This is a genomic window from Ottowia thiooxydans, from assembly GCF_040548795.1.
In the GTDB taxonomy this organism is placed as follows: Bacteria; Pseudomonadota; Gammaproteobacteria; order Burkholderiales; family Burkholderiaceae_C; genus Ottowia; species Ottowia thiooxydans_A.
Window position 1 is genome coordinate 197,342 of the sequence record NZ_JBEPSH010000004.1, and the last position, 20,273, is coordinate 217,614.

Below are 20,273 nucleotides of genomic sequence, written 5' to 3' on the forward strand. Positions count from 1 at the left end.
GCAAACGCGCCTTATCCGGCCAATCCTAGCTACACGTATCCTGGAAACTGGAACTCATCCGCACCCGGTAGCAGTACATCAGAAGCTTATTACACGCTTACTGTTAATATGACTCAGTTGGCATCAGGTTATCAGCCCCAAATATTTGACCCCATGCCCTGTCTCAATAATTATGACAGTACCATTGGTCGTTATTCATCCCTTCCTATTGCCACCTTGTCGGCAGATCCATTGGGCAGTATTTGCACCAGTCCTGCATTTCACCCGGAATTGTTCACAGTAAGGCCTAGATCGGTTTCCGGGTATCCTACTTATGGCTACGGCGTGGCCTATGCCGCCGGTTGGCGCCCCATTGCGGTGTTGACCAATGGAACTCAAGTTCCTTTAGACAGCAGTGATCCAACTGGCCTGAGCCCGGATATGAACTTCCCAATCCCGGCGAATATCGCGGGGGCTGTGGCGATGATCATCTACCCCAAACATCCTGCAATTGCGTCTTTTCCAGAAGCATCCACTGCGGGGTTTCAACTTCAATCATGGATTTACGGGTACGCAGATCAATTAACTGATACCCATCTACTTCCCAATGCAGGTGGATTTAACCGAGTCACAGTTCTGAATAATGCCTACCTTCGGGCTTTTTGGCAGAACGAGACCACGGCTCGTCATCAATCTGCGCCAGCCACGGCAAATTTCGCCGTGCAGCGGCCGGTCAAACAGATCGGGGTCTTCAAGAACTTTACTGGTGGATCCGCATCGGTCAGCCCTATTGGCTTGTACGACCCGACCGGCGCCAATGGCGGCCCCTACACAGGGCTGGCACTCAACGCCTCCGTGATTTCTGTGGAACCCATAGAAAGCGAGATCATCATCACGGACTTGCTTCCATTAGGCATGTCGGTTCCGAATTTCTACAGAACGAATCCTGCAGACCCAGGCAGCGCTTTCCAACCCACCATTCGGATGCGCGTGAACCAAGGCAGCTCGAGCGTCCTGGTGCACCGCGTGGATGCGCCCTGGACCATCATTGACAACTATCTAGGCACCGGGCGGCAATTGGTACGCATTGCCATACCACCCAACCGGCCCGGCAATCCATCCCCCGGACCTACATTCCCACTGGGTATTGGCGAGTTCACCGTTCTGACGGACCTGGCATCCCGCCCTTCCGGTACGCCCGCACCGAACAGTGGCGGCACAACGCCCCTTTACTTGCACACTGAAGTGCAACCCGGCACCTATGAGAACACCGTCAAAATTTTCGCCCCCGGCATTCCGAATGTCTCGGCGACATGCCGCCATGTCGTCAACGTGGCGAACACGTACAGCGCGACAGACCCGATCAACGAGAGCGGGTTCGGCGTTAACACCCCCAATTGTCAGTTTTCGATGAGCGTAGCTCGTCCAGGAACAGGCGCTGGTTCCTACGACATCGACAAGCAGGTTCGGGGCAATCTGGACGGGCTCTACCAAAACTTTGGCGAGGCGGGCAACATTTCACTCACGGGCGGCTCTGCCCGGTATCGAATTCGCTGGACCAACACCGGTGGAACAAACTTGCAGAACGTGGTTTTCTATGATGTTTTGCCTGATCTGGGTGACTCACGCACCGCGAGCAGCGTTCCGCGCAACAGCCAATTCCCCGTCGTGTTCGCCGGGATGGTGACGCCCTTGCCTACCGGGGTCACGGTCCAGTATTCAGGCTCGAGCAATGCGTGCCGATCTGACGTCTACCCAACGCAGTCCGCAGGGTGCGCCAACAACTGGGTCACGAATGTGGCTTCAGTGCCGGGAGGCATGGCTGGGGTCAAGGCGATCAAAGTCATGTCCACGCAACTCTATCCTGCTGGAAGCTCCGTTGCGGTGGAATTCAACGTCACGACTGGGACACTTACACGCGCCCAGATGGCCTACAACAACGCCGCCGCGATTGCCGCCTACGCCAGCGGCGACTCCATGCTTCCAGTCGACGGCCGTCCTGTCGGCTTGCGCGGCACAGATGACAGCCAGCTCACGCTGCGCAAGGTAGTCGACCGCGCAACGGCATCCCGGGGCGACACTCTGACCTATGGGATCACGGTGAGCAACGCCGGCCCCCTGACCGCAATCGGAGTGCCCATCTCTGATACGCTTGCCCCCGGTTCGGTTTTCGTGTCTGCCAGTGACGGCGGTGTACACAATGGCGCCACAACCGGTGGTCAAGTGAGCTGGACTCTCGATCTGGCACCTGGCACCAGCAAGACATTGACGGTCAGCGCGACCGTCGCCGCCGATGCCTCGCTTAACACCGCGGTGATCAACTCAGTGGGACTGACCAACCCTGCCGCCGGTTTCCAATCGCCCGTGGTTGAAAACCAGTGTGAAGCCGATGCCAACCGCTCCTGCGCGAGCACCATGGTCAACCAGTTGGTACCGGTCTCAGGGCGTATCTATGTCGAAGCGAGTGCGCCTTTGAACGCCGTAGACGACGGCTCTGCCATCGACCCCGGTGTGCCCGCGCAAACGGTCACTCTTACTTGCACCACCCCTGACTTCGGGCCCATCACGGCTACGACAGACAGCGTCGGCTACTTCAGTTTCGCTGACGTACCGGCCATGGCCTCGTGCCAGGTGACTACGACACCGGCCGCAGGCTATCAAGCGAGGTACACCCAGACTGGGCAGACGGGCGAGCCGGCGACTACGGGTCCGCTCAATACTGGCGTGGCTGGAAGTACAGCCGCCTTGACGGTCGACATCTCAGTGCCGCTCGCAGGTTCGACGGGCAATCTGTTTGCATTGACCGCGCGCGCGGACATGATCAGCACGACGACGTGTTCGCCCGCATCCGCGGCCTATGGTCGTATGGTCAGTTGTACCGTCACTTGCACCAACGCCAGCAGCAGCGCCACAGCCCAGAATGCCTTCTGCAGCGTGCCCAATGCCGCCAGTTTGCCTGGCAGTCCCACTCCCAGTTGTGGTGCGCCTGGCAATCTGGCGCCCAATGGCAGTTTGACTTGCACTGTGGTCTTCATGATGCCTGTTGGCGGAACCAACAGCATTGTGGTGACCGGAGGTACAGGCGCTGACAACGACGACAACGGCGGCTCGGATCCTGCTGCGGGCAACAATCCATCCAGTGCTTCCGTGGCCTCGACTGGACCTTCCACAGTGGAGCCGGTGCCTGGTTTGGATAAACCGGCGCTGCTGCTGCTGCTGAGCCTGATGATGTTCCTGTTGTACCAGCAGCGTCGGCGAGTCGGGGGCCGCCGATAAGGAATTGAAAGCCTTCCACGGCAGGGCGTCTTCGCACTGAATGCGCCCTGCTATTGGAGGTTCTGGGCTGGATTACAAGGCCGGTGATCGCCGCGTTGGCGTTGCCTCAGCTGCCGCTGGAGGCATTGGCGCGTCTGGCAGGCGCGGGAGGCCCCGTCCCCTTAGCCGACGCGGCAAATCTTGAGCATGTTGGTGCCGCCGGGCGCGCCCATGGGTTCGCCGCAGGTGATCGCGTAAACATCGCCTGTCTCCACCACGCCCTGACGCTTGAGATGACCTTCGGCTTGCGCCAGGGCTTCATCGCGGTGGGCGCTGGTGTCCATGAGCATGGGACGCACGTTGCGGTACAGCGCCATCTTGCGCTGCGTACCAATCTTGGGCGTGAGGGCGTAGATGGGAATGCGCACGCGGTGACGACTCATCCACAGGGCCATAGACCCAGAATCAGTGAGCGCCACAATGGCCTTGGCACCGAGATGGTAGGCCGTGAACAGCGCGCCCATGGCAATGGACTGGTCTATGCGTGTGAAGGTCTGGCCGGTGACCACGGTACCGACGCTGTCTTAACCTGACAGTGACGGCTCTAGCACTCCTCCTTGGGTGGGTGGCCTGGACCAAAAAAACGAACCAAGAGTCGCCTTTGAAATTGAGAAGGACACTCGGCTTTAAACAAAAAAACCGGCCTGGCCGGTTTTTTCTGAATAAACGAAATATGAGAATTTCGAAGCTCAGCACACCAGCCTGGTTCCTCAGGCTATGCGCTAGCGAAACCTGTCTTTTGCGGCGCCCTTTACGTTAAACAGCAAAAAAATGCTCAATTAGTGGCGCTAGAGGACATCCCAAGAATTTGAACAATCCGATTATTCGGATATGCGTTGGCATACCTTTCAGCTTCCTTCAAAAAAATCTTCTTGGATTCAATAAAATCCTTTGGCGTCACCTCTGCCCGAAACTGATCACTCATCAGCATTGAAAGAGCTTCACGAGGATCTGCAAACCCGTCCTTGAATCGAGACACCAAATACTGCCCCACCGCAGTGCTTTCATTATTTCCCGTATTAACTGCCGCAACCGAGTATAACCAATTATTATAAATTAGCGTGGACGAGTACCCAAGGTCTGAAAAAATGACTGGAAATTTTGGTTTACGACTTTCTAGATAAAATGCAATTTTCTCCGACTCATCTGAAGTAAACTTCGAAAGGTCACTCATTGGAATGATGGAAAACATTACTTCGGATGCGTATGCGCTTTGAGACGACTCAATTTCAATCATCAAGGGAATCCGAATTTTCTCATCCACATCAGAGCCAAAGTAAATACGCACAAGCTCAGAATAGTAGACATCCGAATCGATAACTCCTGTTTTAAATGACGATTTAAGCAAATCGATAGCTACAAGTGGGTCACCCAACCTGGAGTAGTTCATCACAGTATACGCTTTAACGTCATCGTCAGTTTCTTGCGTCGCCAATGACCAAAGCTCTCTCAAAGAGTAATCCTTAAGACCTCCGCTTTTCATACTCGCAATAGCAACACTCAACCTATTCATCCATTCAAGTTTTTCATCTTTATCAGCACTTTTAGAGTATCCAGAAAGATAATCTTTTATATCTTGCCTTCCGCCAAGCATGGAAATTTTTGAATCCATCCCCTGAACCGTTTTGGTGGCAGGAGTTGACCGAGGATCTACTGTCCGGCCCTCTTCCGAGCTCTCTTCAGCCAAATTCTTTAATTTGCCGTCGGCAGGGTAAAAAAGGTACAAGGCCGCTGACAATCCGACAGCCACCCCTATCACGCTTAGGATTCTTTTTACCATTGATAACTCCTAAAATCCGCCATTAAACGCTCAGGGGTTTTAACTTTTAAATGATCAACCAATAACTCCATTCTTTGCCGCCAAGCCTTATATCCCCTATCATTAAATATTAAATACTCAGCATCAACCGAAGAACCCCAATTAGGTATAACAGAAGTTGCGAATGCGTCCAGTACAAGTGAGTCGCATCGATATTTTCCCGTCACTGGATTGACAACAACGCGCATTGGACAATTTCCGCCTCCTTTGCCGTAAGGATTACAATGAGAATATGTGTAGGTCACTTTCCCAGGAAATACTTTCTCAATGTGCGCTGTTATTGTGTATGCACTACCTATCAAATATATCTGATAGGCTCTTTTCACAACCGCCTCACGTGGACTTAGGGTTGTGTAAACGCCTTCAATGTTAGGGCCAGTTGGAAGAGCGCTGCCCTTTGATAAACACGAAACCCCAAAGCAGCCGGCAACTTTAAAGTCACCTCCTCTAAACACTCCACCTCCCTCTGGGATTTTTGGATAAGCAATCGGCCATACTTTTGTCCTGCCAATAAAATCTTCCCAACTGCTTCTTTTCACCTTATTTTTTCCACCCTCATTTAACATTTCGATCACGTGCGATCCATCCCAGATTCCAAGATGCCCATACTTTCCAAAACCCTTCATATCCAAATCACGCCCGACGACTGCTCCCTCAATACTTGGTTTATCTAGATTTTTATCATAAACACCAAATACAACATTTACCGGCGAATTAGCAATTAACTCTGATTTCCCATCAAATACCATAAATACTTTAACACCGTGCACCCTATTATCAACCATTGCTGGCGGAATATTTAATGTGATATCAAAACCATGATTGGGCGTTTCGGTTCCACACGCATTTGCAACTGCACTTTCTCTTAGATTCGGAGCATTTCCTCCACCCAGAAAAATTCCGTCGTCACGCCAGATGTGAATTCCAATTGGATTTTCGTTGCCAACTTGGCAAGCCCATCCGACATAACGATTAAAAGAAGCTGAATCTACCCATCCAGCTCCGACGGCATGCAAGTGAAAAATGGAAATTACTGCAAAAATGATATATTTAAATATTTTCTTCATTTAAATTAAGACGACAAATTAGACATTTGAACTCCAGAGAACCGTAAGGCGGTTTTATTCGGAGGTCTACGTGAGTAACCATTAAGCAGCAATGGTTCCATTTATTTGGATCTTTAGTGTTCATTTTCCGCCAACCTGTCGGCTATCAGCAAAGACGGCTTGGCGCTAGCTAGCTGCTGGGGGGCTAGGGCGAGGCTGCGTTTTGGCTTCCCCTTGCTACCAATGAATAGGCGACTGGTGGTATGGCGCTAGAGCGCACAACGCTTAGGCGCCGTGGAGTCTCAGCGAAGGTACTCATATCGAGCTGACAGTAGGCGAAACACACGGCACTCGTGCGACCATTTGACGCCACCTAGTCGAGACAGTTTTTCCTTCTACTTTTGAACAAGCGGTTGGATCGTGCTGTAACCGCCAAGAGTCAACAAGGAGAATCTGCAAAGCCAATGAATACTGGCGCTTAGCCTCAGGACTGGTAGCCCGACGAGTTGCAGCCTTCAGCTCGGTCTATTTAAATGAACGCCAATCCTGCGGACTCTCAGTCCGGCGCCCCAACCCACTCCCTCCGGCGGTAGAGTAAGAGATACGTCGCGTTGTCACAGAATGCAGTCAACGATAACCGCCGCTGGCGCCCCTTCCGCAGCCGAACTTCCTTCGTTTCACCAGCGGGAGAAGGAGTTAAGAGAGACTGCCCCATGAGTACGCCTGATCGGTCGCGCGCGTGTCCACGAACCTGGACAGCGAAGATCTAAGTGCTCTCGACGAACAGCTCTTTGGGTCCTTTAATTTCAATGATTTAGGAACTCCAAATATCCGTTCGCGCTGAGCCCTTTGACGGAGCTCAGGACAGGCTTGTCGAAGCGTTGCGCAAGGCTTCGACAGGCTCAGCCCGAACGGATTGGGGGGGTGTAAAGGATGAGCAAACGAGCAGCACCCTGTTCGATTCAAACTTCTTTCCCCGCCCCGCAGGCGGGGAATACTCGCTCACGTTGCTCATACTGACCAGAGGTCTGTTAACCCACGCGGCAAATCTTGAGCATGTTGGTGCCGCCTGGCGCGCCCATGGGTTCGCCGCAGGTGATCGCGTAAACATCGCCTGTCTCCACCACGCCCTGACGCTTGAGATGACCTTCGGCTTGCGCCAGGGCTTCATCGCGGTGGGCGCTGGTGTCCATGAGCATGGGACGCACGTTGCGGTACAGCGCCATCTTGCGCTGCGTACCAATCTTGGGCGTGAGGGCGTAGATGGGAATGCGCACGCGGTGACGACTCATCCACAGGGCCGTAGACCCAGAATCAGTGAGTGCCACAATGGCCTTGGCACCGAGATGGTAGGCCGTGAACAGCGCACCCATGGCAATGGATTGGTCTATGCGTGTGAAGGTCTGGCCGGTGAAGTCGGCATCTAGCTCCATGGAATCATGCGCCTCGGCAGCCTCGCAGATTTGCGCCATCTGCTGCACCGTCTCCAAGGGGTATTTGCCCGCTGCGGTTTCGGCGCTCAGCATCACCGCGTCGGTACCGTCGAGCACGGCATTGGCGACGTCGCTTACCTCCGCGCGAGTAGGAACCGGATTGGTGATCATGCTCTCCATCATCTGGGTGGCGGTGATCACCAGTTTGTCGGCGGCTCGCGCCATGCGAATCATCATCTTTTGCAGGGCCGGGACCGCTGCGTTGCCGACTTCGACCGCCAGGTCGCCACGCGCCACCATAATGCCGTCGCTGGCTGCGAGGATTTCTGCCAACCGGGGAATGGCTTCGGCGCGCTCGATCTTAGCGATCAGATAAGGCTTATGGCGGTACTCAGCGGCCGCCACGGTGCACAGCTGGCGCGCCATTTCCATATCGGTGGCATTCTTGGGAAAACTCACTGCCACGTAGTCTGCCTGGAAGCTCATCGCGGTCTTGATGTCTTCCATGTCCTTGGCGGTGAGGGCGGGTGCTGTCAAACCGCCGCCTTGCTTGTTGATGCCTTTGTTGTTTGAAAGCTCGCCGCCCATCTTGACGATGGTGTGCACAGCATCGCCCCGCACTGCATCGACGGTGAGCACAATCAAGCCATCATTGAGCAGCAGTGTGTCGCCGGCCTTCACATCACGCGGCAGCTCTTTGTAATCAAGGCCTACGCCGCCCAGATCGCCAAGTTCTTTGCGGCCGGCATCGAGCACGAACGCAGCGCCGGGCTCCAGCATGACCTTGCCATCGGCAAATTTGCCGACGCGGATTTTGGGCCCCTGAAGATCGGCCATGATCGCCACTTCGCGCCCCGCACGCTCGGAGACTTCACGCACCAAGCGGGCGCGTTCGATATGGTCTTCTGCCTTGCCATGGCTGAAGTTCAGACGCACCACATTGACGCCAGCGCGAATCATTTCCTCCAGAAGTACTGGGTCGCTAGAGGCAGGGCCAAGCGTGGCAACGATTTTTGTGGCGCGATAGGTCATGTAGGGCTTTTTCCTTGAGTGAATATGCATTCTGGCATGCTCAAGGGGCAGTCGGATGACCAACCTACGCAACCAGGGAATGTTCCGCACGAACATTTGAGCATCTTTCGCACGGATCTGAGCGTTCGGCAGGCTCGATACATGCGCCAGCCGGGACTGGTGTGACCGCGTGTGCGGACAGTGAAAGCCCTTATGAAGAGTCCAGTTCCACCACCTCTTCTCCTGGAATAGCCAAACCCATCGGCTTATGCTTTGTACAAAGGAATTCAACCAGCACACTGGCGGATCGTTTGAGTTCCATCCGCCTCTTTCTGAGAGCTTCCACAGCCTCTCTACAGAAATTCGTCTCCGTTCAGTGCAAAGTCAAAGCCCCAGAAACTCGCTGGGGTAGACGCAGGAAGGCTCGCTCAAGCCTCAGCAGAGCGTTTAGCCAGGATCTCAAAGGCGGGCAATGTCTTGCCTTCCAGCACTTCCAGGAAAGCGCCGCCACCCGTCGAGATGTAACCCACGTCTTTCTCAATGCCGTATTTGGCAATGGCTGCCAATGTGTCACCGCCACCAGCGATGCTGAAGGCGGAGCTGCCAGCGATTGCTTTGGCGATGGTCTTGGTGCCGTTTTCGAAAGAAGCCATCTCGAAAACACCCACGGGGCCGTTCCAGACAATGGTGCCTGCCGCCTTGAGTTGCGACGCCAGGAGCTCGGCTGTTTGGGGCCCTATGTCCAGGATCAAGTCATCGGGCGCCACATCGGCCGACTTCTTGACCGCTGCCGGCGCATCGGCCTTGAATTCCTTGGCAGTGACCACGTCGGTGGGAATCGGCACTTCAGCGCCGCGCTGTTTCATGGCGGCGATCACAGCCTTGGCCTGGTCTACGAGGTCCGGCTCGGCCAATGATTTTCCGATAGGCAGGCCTTGGGCCAACATGAAGGTATTGGCAATGCCGCCGCCTACGATCAGTTGGTCGACCTTGGAAGCCAGCGCTTGCAAGATGGTGAGCTTGGTGCTGACTTTGCTGCCAGCCACAATGGCAACCAACGGCCTCTTGGGCTGGGCCAATGCCTTCTGCAAGGCGTCGAGCTCAGCAGCCAGCAGGGGGCCTGCGCTGGCGATGGGTGCGAACTGTGCAATACCGTAGGTGGTGGCTTCCGCACGGTGAGCAGTGCCAAAGGCATCGTTCACGTAAATATCGCAAAGTGCAGCCAATTTTCTCGAAAGAACTTCATCGTTCTTTTTCTCGCCCTTATTGCAGCGGCAGTTTTCGAGCAGGACGACCTGACCAGGCTCCACTTGTACGCCGTCCGTCCAGTCACGCACCAACGGAACAGGGCGACCCAATAGCTCAGTCAGGCGCTCAGCCACCGGCGCCAAGGAGTCTTCAGGCGTCAACACGCCTTCTGTAGGGCGCCCGAGGTGGCTGGTAACCATGACGGCCGCGCCTGCGTCCAGCGCCATGCGGATGCAAGGCACGCTGGCTCGGATGCGGGTGTCTTCGGTGATGGCGCCTGCCTCATTTTGCGGAACATTGAGGTCAGCACGAATGAAGACGCGCTGGCCTTGAGCCTTGCCTTGAGCACACAGATCGGAGAAGCGGATGACATTCATGCTGGAAATCGAGGGGGGGTTGATGAAAGAATGATGACGAACCCCTGAATTTTAGGGAGTTCGAGGCATGACCCCTGCGCACTCTTATCCAGTCGGCATTGAAGAGTCTCTGAAAGCGCGCAATCAGAGGCCGAACTGGCACAGCGCATGCCGACTTTTCGCCACTCAGCCACCCCAGCTGGCCCGGGCGCCTGCCTGAGATTGCCCAGGCGCAGCACATTCGCGCTTTAACGCCCTGTCAGACCATCACCTACCAACCCAGCCACAAACGCAGAGGTAAATACACTGCCATGCCCACGCCAATGGTCGCGGGCAGAACCAAACTGCTGCGTCGGCGCCAGAAATAGAAGGCTGTGGCCGCAATGGCTGCCAGCACCCGTGCGTCCCGCCAGGGCGCGGTCAACTCGCCGTCGAGCATGAAGATATCCGGGGTGATGACGGCGGCGAGCGCTGCAATAGGCGCATATTGCAAACCCCTCTGAGCCCAGTAGGGCAGCTTCCAGGGTCGCTCCGAAATGAAGAAAAAGCTGCGTGTGACCACACTGATGACGGTCAGCCCCAGAATGACCAGAAGGGTCCAGCCGTCGGTCTCAGCCATTTTTTTGCTCTCCATCGTCTGGCGTCGTTGATGGCCGACGCGGAGGTATGCGGCTGTACGGCTCCAACAGCAGGCACACCGCCACGGCCACTGCGATGGCAGCCACGATGTTGAGCCGGTAAGGCAGGCCATACACGGTTACCGCAGCGGCGCCCGCGACCACGGCAGACAGTACTCGCAATCTTGTACTGGCCAGTGAACAGGCCATGCCCAACAAGGCCAGTATGCCGGCGAACTCGAGCCCCCAGCGGGCCGGGAAAGCGTTGCCTACGAATATGCCCAGCAAGCTCATACTCTGCCAGGCAGCCCAGTTGGTGATGTTGCCACCCCATAGGTAGGCCATCTGCGCGCGCTGCTGATTTTCTGTCTGTGCGGGATGCGAAAAACGGCTGGTGAACAGGACGTAGGTTACATCGCCTGTGAAATAGCCCAGGTGCAAGCGCTTGAGCCTGGGCAGGAACATGAAGTAATCGCGCAGATGCAGGCTGAACACTACAAAGCGCAGATTGACGCAAAACGCCGTGGCCAGAATCACCCATATTGGAGCGCCGGCAGCAATCAAGGGAATGGCCGCCAATTGCGCGCTGCCTGCGTACACAAGCAGCGACATCAGCACGGCCTCCGTGAGGGACATGCCCGACTTGACCATGGCCACACCGGTCATGAATGACCAGGCCGTCAACCCTACGGAGACACCCGCCATCTCGCGCGCGCCGACCCAGTAGAGCGGGTGGCGTGCAATACGGGAAAAAGCATCGACCCTGCGCGACAGCCAGGAGCCTACGCGGCCGCGTGGCTTCATGCCGGGAGGCACAGGCATGCTCATGCTGCCATACCGCCACCCAACATTTGCCCCACCGCCAGCGGAAAGCCACGCAGAAGATCGGCAGCAGAAAGACGCTTGCCCCCAGGGCGCTGCAACTCAGTCAGGCGAAGCACGCCGCTCCCGCACTGCACCGCGATTCCGGTGGCATCGACTGAAAGGATTCGCCCCGCATCGGCAGGCGACTCTGCTTCCTTGACGGGGGTAGGCGCGTGTTCACCTGAGGCAGGCAGCCCAGGTGCCTGTGAAACTGCCAAATTCGCAGCCCAGATCTTGAGCGGTGCGCCGTGCGCCACCGTGCCAGCACCCGGAAAGGGGTTAAATGCACGGATTCGCCGCTCTATGACCTCCGCCGGAAGCGACCAATCGATGGCAGCTTCCTGCTTTTCTATCTTGTGCGCATAAGTGACGCCCGCTTCTGGCTGTGGCGTGGGGGTGAGGCTTTTTCGAGCGGCCAACTCCAGTGCTTCGACGATAAGCCGCCCTCCAACCACCGCCAGCTTGTCGTGCAGCGTGCCCGTGGTGTCGCCTGGGGCTATGAGCAATTTTTCCTCCAGCAGCATGTCGCCGGTGTCGAGGCCCGCATCCATCTGCATGATGGTGACGCCGGTTTGCTTGTCTCCAGCTTCAATCGCGCGGTGAATGGGTGCGGCACCACGCCAGCGCGGCAGAAGGCTGGCATGAATGTTCAGACAACCGAGCCAGGGCTGTGCACCAGGCAAGCGCCGCGCTGAGACGCCATCCAGTACCCACTGCGGGAGGATCAAGCCGTAGGCCGCTACCACCAATACGTCAGCGTCAGCAGCCTCCAGCGCAGCGAAGGCAGCTTGTGCGTCTTGCGGAAACTTTCCATCCAGTCGCAGGCTGCGCGGCTGTGCCAGGGCGATGCCGTGGTCCAGAGCGAACTGTTTGACGGGTGAGGCTTGCAGTTTCATGCCCCGCCCCGCAGGCCTGTCAGGCTGTGTCAGAACGAGTGGAATGGAAAAACCTGCCGCATGCAACTGGGCAAGTGCCACGCTGGCAAATTCTGGTGTGCCGGCGAAGGCGACTTTCATGGGGGAAGACATTCAAGGATCAAGTGCAAGGGCGGTTGAGGCCGCAGAGCAGGGTATGTTCACACGGAATTGACCCTGCTCGCTCTGAGAACGTGTTTACGATTTTTTTGGGGCCACAAAAAAATCGTAAACACGTTCTCAAACCGTTTTCATCAGGGAGCGCGATCGTCTGGAAGAGGCTCGTCTCCGGTGCTGTAGCCACGCACCACGCCCTGAGGATCAATATCAATGAAAAGCAAGCGCCAGGTAGGACCTTCGGTGAAGCGCCATACCCATATATCACCCTTGAAACTGTGCACACGCTGAACACGCGCGGGCTTGCCGTACTCACAGAGCACATCTTCGCGGGTCCAGCGATCGGGCAGTATGCGCTGCCCGAAAAGGGCTTCATTCATGGCCTCCTCGGCACGCACCAGTCGCCCCTGTCCGTCCAGATCGACGTTGTAGACACTTTGGCCCGAGGGCTGCATGGAATACTGCAGGCGCTCCCCCTGGCTGGCAGTCTGGGCACTGGATGCAGGCACAGCACCACCGGGCAAGCAGGCGATGGGCAAGGATGCGGTGGGATTGGCAAGCTTATAGCGCGCCGTTGGGTTGCCCAGGGCTTGAACTACTTCGGCGCGCGGCGTGCCTGCCGGGATCTGCTCAGGGCGCGTGACACACCCGGTCAGAGAAGCGACCAGAAGGATCGCAGCACTGAGAGGGCGCCATGACCACGCCATCAGGCATTCTCCCGGCGGTCCTGCTTTTCCTGTTTATCTTGCTTGAGCAGCTTCGTCTTGATGCGATTTTGCTTGAGTGGCGAGAGGTACTGCACGAAAACCTTGCCCATCAGGTGGTCCATTTCATGCTGAATGCAAACCGCCAGCAGTTCATCGGCTTCGATTTCGCGCGAGCGCCCTTCCGCGTCGAGCGCCCTGACCTTGATACGCGCAGCGCGCTCGACGCCGTCATAGATACCTGGCACGGAGAGACAGCCTTCGTCGCCTTTGAGCATCTCTTCACTGGACCAGAGGATTTCAGGATTGATGAGCACCATGGGTGCATCGCGCTCCTCTGAGACGTCAATCACAATGAGGCGCTCGTGCACGTCCACCTGCGTAGCGGCCAGGCCAATACCCTTGGCCTCGTACATGGTGTCGAACATATCGGTGATCAGCGCCCGGATGCGCGCATCAACGGCCTGCACGGGCTTGGCGACCTTGTGCAGACGCGCATCGGGATAGCGGAGAATGGAGAGCTGAGCCATGTGCAGTGCAAATGAAGATGTAGCTATTTTCGCTATTTTTCAAGTTCTGCGCTGGCGACCTTGTCCTTTTTCGTTGCTTGAACAAGGGCTTGAGTGCAAAAATGTGCAGTGCTTTGTGAAGTGTAGGCCTAAATAATGAAAATCAGCTCTAAACCAGGCCTCGGCCTACGCAGCGCATTGGCCTTGAGTGGGCTGGCTCTGTTGCCTGCAGCCGAAGTCATGGCCCAGCCAACCCCTCGTTTTCCCGTGACGGCGGAACAGCGCAACACTGCGACACAGGTGGCACAGGCCGGGGTGCCACTCGCTGAACTGGCCGCCGATGCCCCCGAAGAGTACACCGTTCGCCGTGGCGACACGCTGTGGGGCATATCTCGCCAATTTCTCCGTTCACCCTGGCGTTGGCCTGCTCTTTGGGGAATGAACCTTCAGGAAATTCGCAACCCCCACCTGATCTACCCAGGCCAGCAGCTCTACCTGGACCGCTCAGGCGGTCTGGCGCGGCTGCGTGTGCGTGGCAGTCAAGATGCTGGCGCGGTCCCTACCGTGCGCGTGTCTCCCCGCAACCGTATTGAAGTGTTGGGTGGCGGGCCATTGCCCACCTTGCAGCCTCACTTGATTGAGCCGTTTCTTTCAGAGCCCCTGGTGGCAGACAACGAAACGTTCGAGCGCGCAGCGCGTATTGTCGCCACGAACAACGAACGACGCGTGCTATTGGCCAAGGGTGACCGTGCCTATGCGCGAGGCCCGGCGGATGCGCCCATGCTGTTGGCGCCAGGCCTGCCCACGCGCTACCGCATCTTCCGCGATGCCAAGCCTCTGAAAGATCCTGATTCAGGTGAAATTCTGGGCTACGAGGGTCAGTACATGGGCAGCGCCGAACTGGTGCGCGGCGAAAGCGAAGTCGCAGAAGTGATTCCCACCCGTGTGGACGCACCGCCCCCACCGCCCGCCGGTCCCGCTGCGGGCGAACAGGTGCCAGAGGCCGTGGTCAGCAATGTACCTGACACATTTCCGGTGCCTGCGACCATCACCATCCTGACCAACAAGGAGGAAATGCGTGCGGGTGACCGGCTGTTGCCGGAGCCGGCGCGTGATTTCCGCAACTACGCCCCGCACGCCCCTTCGGTACCGGTCGACGCCCGCGTCGTGTCCGTCTATGGGAGCGCGGTGCGCTATGCGGCGCAGAACCAGGTTGTGGTGATCAACAAGGGACTGCGCGACGGCATCGAGAACGGCCATGTGTTGTCGCTGCTGTCCTCCGGTGCACGCATGCTGGACAAGACCCAGCAAGAACGCGGCGAAATGATTCAGTTGCCAGATGAGCGCAACGGGGTAGCCCTGGTTTTCCTGCCCTTTGAGCGCGTGTCCTACGCCTTGGTGATGGAGATCGAGGACCCGGTGCAGGTGGGTGACAAGCTGGTCAATCCACGCTGAATGCCGGGCACCGCTTCTCTCTCATCATCCTCCACCGCTGCGCGAGCCCCCATGGAGCGCGAAGAGTTGGCCGCCTGGCTCAGGCTGGAAATGACGCCGGGGGTCGGCAATGAAAGCGCGCGCCGACTGCTGGCGGCTTTCGGCCTGCCTCAGGCCATCTTCGAGCAGAGCCTTGCTGCGCTGGGTCAGCTTGTCAGTGCTGCCCAGGCCAGGACGCTGCTTCAGGAGCCGCCGGAGCTGGCCACGCAGGTGCAAATCACTCTGGATTGGCTGGCCTCAACAGGAGACGGACCGGCCCGGAGAATCGTGACGCTCGGGGATCCCGACTATCCCACCAGCCTGCTCGCGATAGAAGACCCACCCCTGATGCTTTATTTGCTGGGACTGGTCTGCGAATGGCCAGCGCGCGCGTTGGCCATGGTCGGAACCCGCAATCCCACCCCGCAGGGCAGCTTGAACGCCCAGCAGTTTGCACGCGCATTTGCCGGTGCAGGGTTGACCGTGGTGTCGGGCCTTGCGCTGGGGGTGGACGGCGCCGCCCACGAGGGAGCATTGCAAGGCTACCCGGCGGCTTTGGGTGCCAACGCCCTGGCCACCATCGCCATTGTGGGTACAGGGCTGGATCGGGTGTATCCGCGCCAGCATCTGGATCTGGCGCACCGCATCGCACGCCATGGGTTGATCGTCAGCGAATACCGTCTGGGCACTCCGCCCTTGCCACCCAATTTTCCCAAGCGCAATCGCCTTATCTCCGGGCTGTCACGCGGCACGCTGGTGGTCGAAGCCGCTCTGCGTTCTGGATCGCTCATCACGGCCAGGATGGCCAGCGAGCAGGGCAAGGAGGTGTTCGCCATTCCTGGATCGATTCACGGGACGCAGTCGCGAGGATGCCATGCGTTGATCAAGCAAGGGGCGAAGCTGGTGGAGAACGCGCAGGACGTGTTGGAGGAGCTGCATTGGCCTGCTGCACCTGCTGCACCTGCTGCACCTGCTGCACCTGCTGCAGCGGCTGCGCCTGCTGAACCTGCTACCAGCAAAGAAACGCCATCGGCTGTGGCTGCCAACAGTGAAGAAGATGAATTGTTGCGGGCGCTGGGGGCGGATCCGGCCAGCCTGGATGCTTTGCAGGCTCGGACGGGGTTTCCTACGCCGTTGTTGCAGGCGCGGTTGTTGGAGTTGGAGTTGGATGGGGTGGTGGCGCGGATGCCTGGGGGGGTGTTTCAGAGGTTGGGGCGGGGGTAGTGTTTTTAATGACTTTCTGGGGTTGGCCGGGGGAGTGCGCCCGGCAGCGCAGCCAACCTTCTTTAGGGCGGCTGCGGCGATTTAACTCCCTCTCCCTTTGGGAGCGGGCGGGGGGGCCGGCCAACCGGTGAGGGCAAGCGGCGGTTGATTCAGCGCTTGCGTTGTTAATTACCTTCTGTTGTTCTCTTGAGGTCGGAGGCCGGGGAGTGCGCCCGGCAGCGCAGCCACCTTCTTTTGCTCCGCCAAAAGAACCTGGCGCAAGAAAAGGCGGCCCCGCTGAGCGTGTCCCTTCGCTGCGCTACGGGCAACTTGCGCTGCTCGGTCGACGGGCGGTGTCGCAGAAACTCCCTGCGTTCACTTCGTTCACTTCGGTCAAACAACTGCGACAAGCTAGATCACGAAGCAGTGGCATCTTGCAGTGCCACTGCCCGCCCGTCGCCCTGTGCTGCTCAGCACGTCCAGAGGGGTTGGGCACCCACTCGGGCCATTGCTTCGCTCGGCCCTGCACGTTTCAGTCGCAAGCGACAGGCTTTTTTCCTAATCAGAAGGCCGCGGAGCAGGCCATTCAGGGCCACCGCGGAGCGGGCTCTGCCCGGCCGCCAGTGGCGTCCCCAGCGGGGGGAAGGCGCGCAAGCGACTCAGGGGGGTGTTATATTGTTATTTATGTATGAAGTGCTCGCGTTCGTGTATGAGAACTGCTGGGGTGGTGATGCTTATCCTGGGCGCGAACAGCTTGGCCGCAAGCTGAGCACTGCGGGTTTTGAGCGTGAAGATATCCTGCAGGCGTTGGCTTGGCTGGATGGTCTGCATGTAGCGACACTGGGCATTCTTGCGCCCGCAGACCGGGCTCGCGACGCAGCCAGCGCGGAGAATGATCAACCACCTGCATGGCCGGCTTCACCCGATAGCTTGCGCATCTACACAGCACACGAGATGGCCCACCTGGGCTCCGAGTGCATTGCGTGCATTCGCTTTCTGGAAGACGCCGGTGCCCTGCCGCCCGAGTTGCGCGAGGTGGTCATAGACCGTGCTTTGGCTATCCCGGATTCTCCGCTGGACCCCGATGACCTCAAGATCATCGTGCTGATGGTTTACTGGCGCGTTGGCGCTGAACCGGACGTGTTGATTCTCGACGAACTTTGCGACGATGCCGCGGGGCGCTTGAAGAATTGACCCCAAGTGGAGTCAGGCAAATAAGGCCTGACTGGAGGAGCGCGAAGCAGCAGCGGGCAGCTTACTCAAGCAAGCGCTTGGGCTCAGCGTCCAGTTGAGCCAATGCAACGCGTGTGGCCCGTACGGTCAACGCCTCATCTTCTACAGGCACCAGCAAGCCTGCTTGCAGATAAGAAGCCAGCCGTCGCGTCTGCACCAGGTAGCTTTTGCCGTTGCCGGAAGTAAACAGATGGAGCTGGCCGCGCTGACTGCGCCACACATATTGCACCTGGATCATGGCGGCTTCGCGCTCGAGCACAAACCATGCGCCCAGATCCAATTCTTCAGCCCAACTCAAAACTGATCTGCTGGGGTTGGTGCCGCCAGTGGCAATGACTTCCAACATCGCGGCGTCGACACCGGACATGAGTTCGATCACGCCCGGGTCCAGCATCACGTCGCCTTCGGCGTCGTTGGTGACCACGCCTTCCAGGCCTGCGAGACCCCGCACCAACTCATTGAGCATGTCAGGAGACATGCCCTCCGTACGCGAAACGAAGGCCTGCATCACGGCGTCGTTGATCACCTTGATGTGTCCGTCCTGCAAAGGAGCCGGCATGGCCAGGGTGCTCATGCCTTCACGCAGGTTCTGAAGCAGGGTCGGCAATTGCTGCACCACACGACTGCGTTCACCACGCGAAGCCTTGGCACTGACCGACCAAAGCAGATCTGCGGCAGCTTGCTTGTAGCGCTGCGTCTGTTCATGTTGCGGACCCTGACGAACTGCAGCCATGGCCAGCACTTCGGCCCAGATGCGGAACAGAAATTCACGCACCTCTTCACGCACCGGTACCGACGACAACATCTTGCGCAGCTCTATCGTGTACTGAATCGACAGAGCATCCTTTTGCTCAACCTGCTGCGCAAGCGTCGCGGCCTGCAGCGCGGAGCCGCTTCTGGTGAGCGAGCGGCCCAGAAATTTCTTGAACTCTTCAAAGACGAGTTGGTAGACACGCCTGCCGGTTTCTGGATATTGCTCAATCACCTGAACGATGCGCTTGATCTCGCGCTCGAGCTGGCTTCCTGCAATATTGCCAACGTCAAAGCCGAGCGCGCACGCGCCCATGCGATCGATCAACTGGCGTGCCGGGTGTTCGACGGACGCAAAGAAATCCCGCTCGGCCAGAGCCAGGCGCAGCACGGGAATCTGCAAACGAGCAAACCAGACCCGCACCGTCGCCGGGATGCGCTCTTCGGCCAGGATGGCCTGGAACATCAGGGCGACGATTTCTATCGTTGCTTTTTCACTCGACTTTTCAGCCTTGGCTTTCAGTTCGACGGTGCGCGCACGCAGTCTTTGCGCGGCCACTTCCACGCTCACGGGCATCACGGAGGTGGCGACGGTGCCGTCGCCAGGCCGCATCAGTTCTGTGGGGGCGAACAGGTCGCGCCGCTCCAGCAGGGCCCGCGCCAAGGGGGGAGAAGGCGGTCCGGCCCCGTCGGACGTGCCGGACGACTCAGGAGACTCACCCTCATTGAGGCGCTCGCCCAGCAAGCGCCTGACCTGGCCCAGCACGTCCCACGCCCTTTGCCGCGCGCGCGCCAATGGCGTGCTCGAAGTCATGCTTCGGGTTTCCTGGCCTTCGCGCGCATACCCAGAAGGCGATATGCCGCCCGGGCCGCTGTGGGAAAGCATGGTGTCGCCGGCCACACGGGTTGAGAGAGGCCCCTGGGCAGACCGAGTGCTGGGTCTGTCTGGTTCTCTCCGTTCAACCGGGCCTCGAACGCTGGGCGAGCCGGAGCCTGCTGCACCGCCTGCACTTTCGGTGCGCCTGACCATGGACTTGAGATCTATCTGGGCCGTGCCGCCCTCCCGGATCAACAGTTCGTTGACTCCATGGTAGGCCTTGGTCATGCGGTCCGACAGTTCAGCATGGACACTGTCGTGCACCAGCGCCCACATCTGCCGCGTCATGCCCTGATCAGCCCACGATTGCAGCAGCAGCCGCGCCATCACCTCCGGGCGGAAAATGTCGCCGCTGGACAGTTCGCGGCTACTTTCGAGGCGCTGGATCCTGAGTCGCAGATCGTTAAGCTCCCAGTGCGCGCGATCCTGAATGGCCAGACTCAGGCGAGAAACCAGAATTTCCTGCTCCACCACTTCGTGATCGAGCAAGCCAAGCGCACCGGAGTGATCTCCGGAGGTGGCCGGGCCCGTGCTTCCCTGCAATGCAGCACGCCAGGCTTTGAAAACGCCTTCTGCCCAGCGCCGATACTGTTTGCCGAACAAGGCAGCAGCGTCCATTGCAAGCTGCACGTCGGCCAACGGAGTGCCACTGCTTCCTTGCGCAAGGCTCGCCAGCCGGTGCCGAATGACCGGCACCAGAGCCGCGATGGCAGGCTCCATCGTTTTGGCGAACCATTCTCTCGCCTGCTGAGACAGGCGGCGATCCGGCGCTAGCTGCTGCGAGGATGTGACCATGGGGCGCGAT

14 protein-coding genes and 1 pseudogene are annotated in these 20,273 nt (G+C 58.2%); 4 read left to right on the top strand and 11 right to left on the bottom strand.

Translation table 11 applies throughout. The features are described 5' to 3' along the window. Positions 1–153 precede the first annotated feature (153 nt). Positions 154–3,255 carry a DUF11 domain-containing protein gene (locus ABIE13_RS10550; protein WP_354443104.1) on the top strand — a complete coding sequence of 1,034 codons (3,102 nt, stop codon included), beginning with the start codon at positions 154–156 and terminating at the stop codon, positions 3,253–3,255. Positions 3,256–3,416: 161 nt separating this feature from the next. On the opposite strand, the pseudogene ABIE13_RS10555 reads toward ABIE13_RS10550, so the two are convergent. The 10 genes and pseudogenes from ABIE13_RS10555 to def form a co-directional block, all read right to left on the bottom strand. Continuing rightward, positions 3,417–3,797 (bottom strand): annotated as a pseudogene (locus tag ABIE13_RS10555) (pyruvate kinase alpha/beta domain-containing protein); the annotation flags it as partial. Between the two features lie 272 nt (positions 3,798–4,069). Further along, a complete protein-coding gene (locus ABIE13_RS10560; RefSeq protein WP_354443106.1) occupies positions 4,070–5,074 on the bottom strand; it encodes a hypothetical protein in 1,005 nt (334 codons plus the stop codon). After that, a complete protein-coding gene (locus ABIE13_RS10565) occupies positions 5,068–6,180 on the bottom strand; it encodes a hypothetical protein (RefSeq protein WP_354443108.1) in 1,113 nt (370 codons plus the stop codon). The genes ABIE13_RS10560 and ABIE13_RS10565 overlap by 7 nt, the downstream gene beginning before the upstream one ends. 1,010 nt (positions 6,181–7,190) lie before the next feature. Next, complete coding sequence (pyk, locus tag ABIE13_RS10570) at positions 7,191–8,624, bottom strand: pyruvate kinase (RefSeq protein WP_354443110.1); 1,434 nt, start codon at positions 8,622–8,624, stop codon at positions 7,191–7,193. Positions 8,625–9,031: 407 nt separating this feature from the next. Next, on the bottom strand, positions 9,032–10,228 hold the full coding sequence (locus ABIE13_RS10575; protein ID WP_354443112.1) for a phosphoglycerate kinase: 1,197 nt from the start codon (positions 10,226–10,228) through the stop codon (positions 9,032–9,034). Between the two features lie 250 nt (positions 10,229–10,478). Further along, positions 10,479–10,826, bottom strand: coding sequence for an AzlD domain-containing protein (locus ABIE13_RS10580; protein WP_354443114.1), 348 nt, complete (start codon positions 10,824–10,826; stop codon positions 10,479–10,481). Further along, entirely contained in the window at positions 10,819–11,529 is a 711-nt protein-coding gene (locus ABIE13_RS10585) for an AzlC family ABC transporter permease (RefSeq protein ID WP_354443698.1), read from the bottom strand. The genes ABIE13_RS10580 and ABIE13_RS10585 overlap by 8 nt, the downstream gene beginning before the upstream one ends. A gap of 119 nt (positions 11,530–11,648) precedes the next feature. Beyond that, complete coding sequence (fmt, locus tag ABIE13_RS10590) at positions 11,649–12,704, bottom strand: methionyl-tRNA formyltransferase (protein WP_354443116.1); 1,056 nt, start codon at positions 12,702–12,704, stop codon at positions 11,649–11,651. 152 nt (positions 12,705–12,856) lie between these two features. Beyond that, entirely contained in the window at positions 12,857–13,426 is a 570-nt protein-coding gene (locus tag ABIE13_RS10595; protein WP_354443118.1) for a hypothetical protein, read from the bottom strand. Continuing rightward, on the bottom strand, positions 13,426–13,953 hold the full coding sequence (gene def, locus ABIE13_RS10600; protein WP_354443120.1) for a peptide deformylase: 528 nt from the start codon (positions 13,951–13,953) through the stop codon (positions 13,426–13,428). The genes ABIE13_RS10595 and def overlap by 1 nt, the downstream gene beginning before the upstream one ends. Positions 13,954–14,088: 135 nt before the next feature. Between def and ABIE13_RS10605 the strand changes: the two genes are divergently transcribed. From ABIE13_RS10605 to ABIE13_RS10615, 3 genes are all read left to right on the top strand, one after another. Further along, on the top strand, positions 14,089–15,387 hold the full coding sequence (locus ABIE13_RS10605; RefSeq protein ID WP_354443122.1) for a LysM peptidoglycan-binding domain-containing protein: 1,299 nt from the start codon (positions 14,089–14,091) through the stop codon (positions 15,385–15,387). Positions 15,388–15,438: 51 nt separating this feature from the next. Beyond that, positions 15,439–16,629, top strand: coding sequence for a DNA-processing protein DprA (gene dprA / locus ABIE13_RS10610; protein WP_354443124.1), 1,191 nt, complete (start codon positions 15,439–15,441; stop codon positions 16,627–16,629). Positions 16,630–17,292: 663 nt separating this feature from the next. Then, a complete protein-coding gene (locus tag ABIE13_RS10615; protein WP_354443126.1) occupies positions 17,293–17,802 on the top strand; it encodes a DUF494 family protein in 510 nt (169 codons plus the stop codon). 61 nt (positions 17,803–17,863) lie between these two features. Here the strand turns inward: ABIE13_RS10615 and ABIE13_RS10620 are convergent, their stop codons facing one another. Next, positions 17,864–20,263, bottom strand: coding sequence for a DUF1631 family protein (locus ABIE13_RS10620; protein WP_354443128.1), 2,400 nt, complete (start codon positions 20,261–20,263; stop codon positions 17,864–17,866). Between the last annotated feature and the right edge of the window lie 10 nt (positions 20,264–20,273).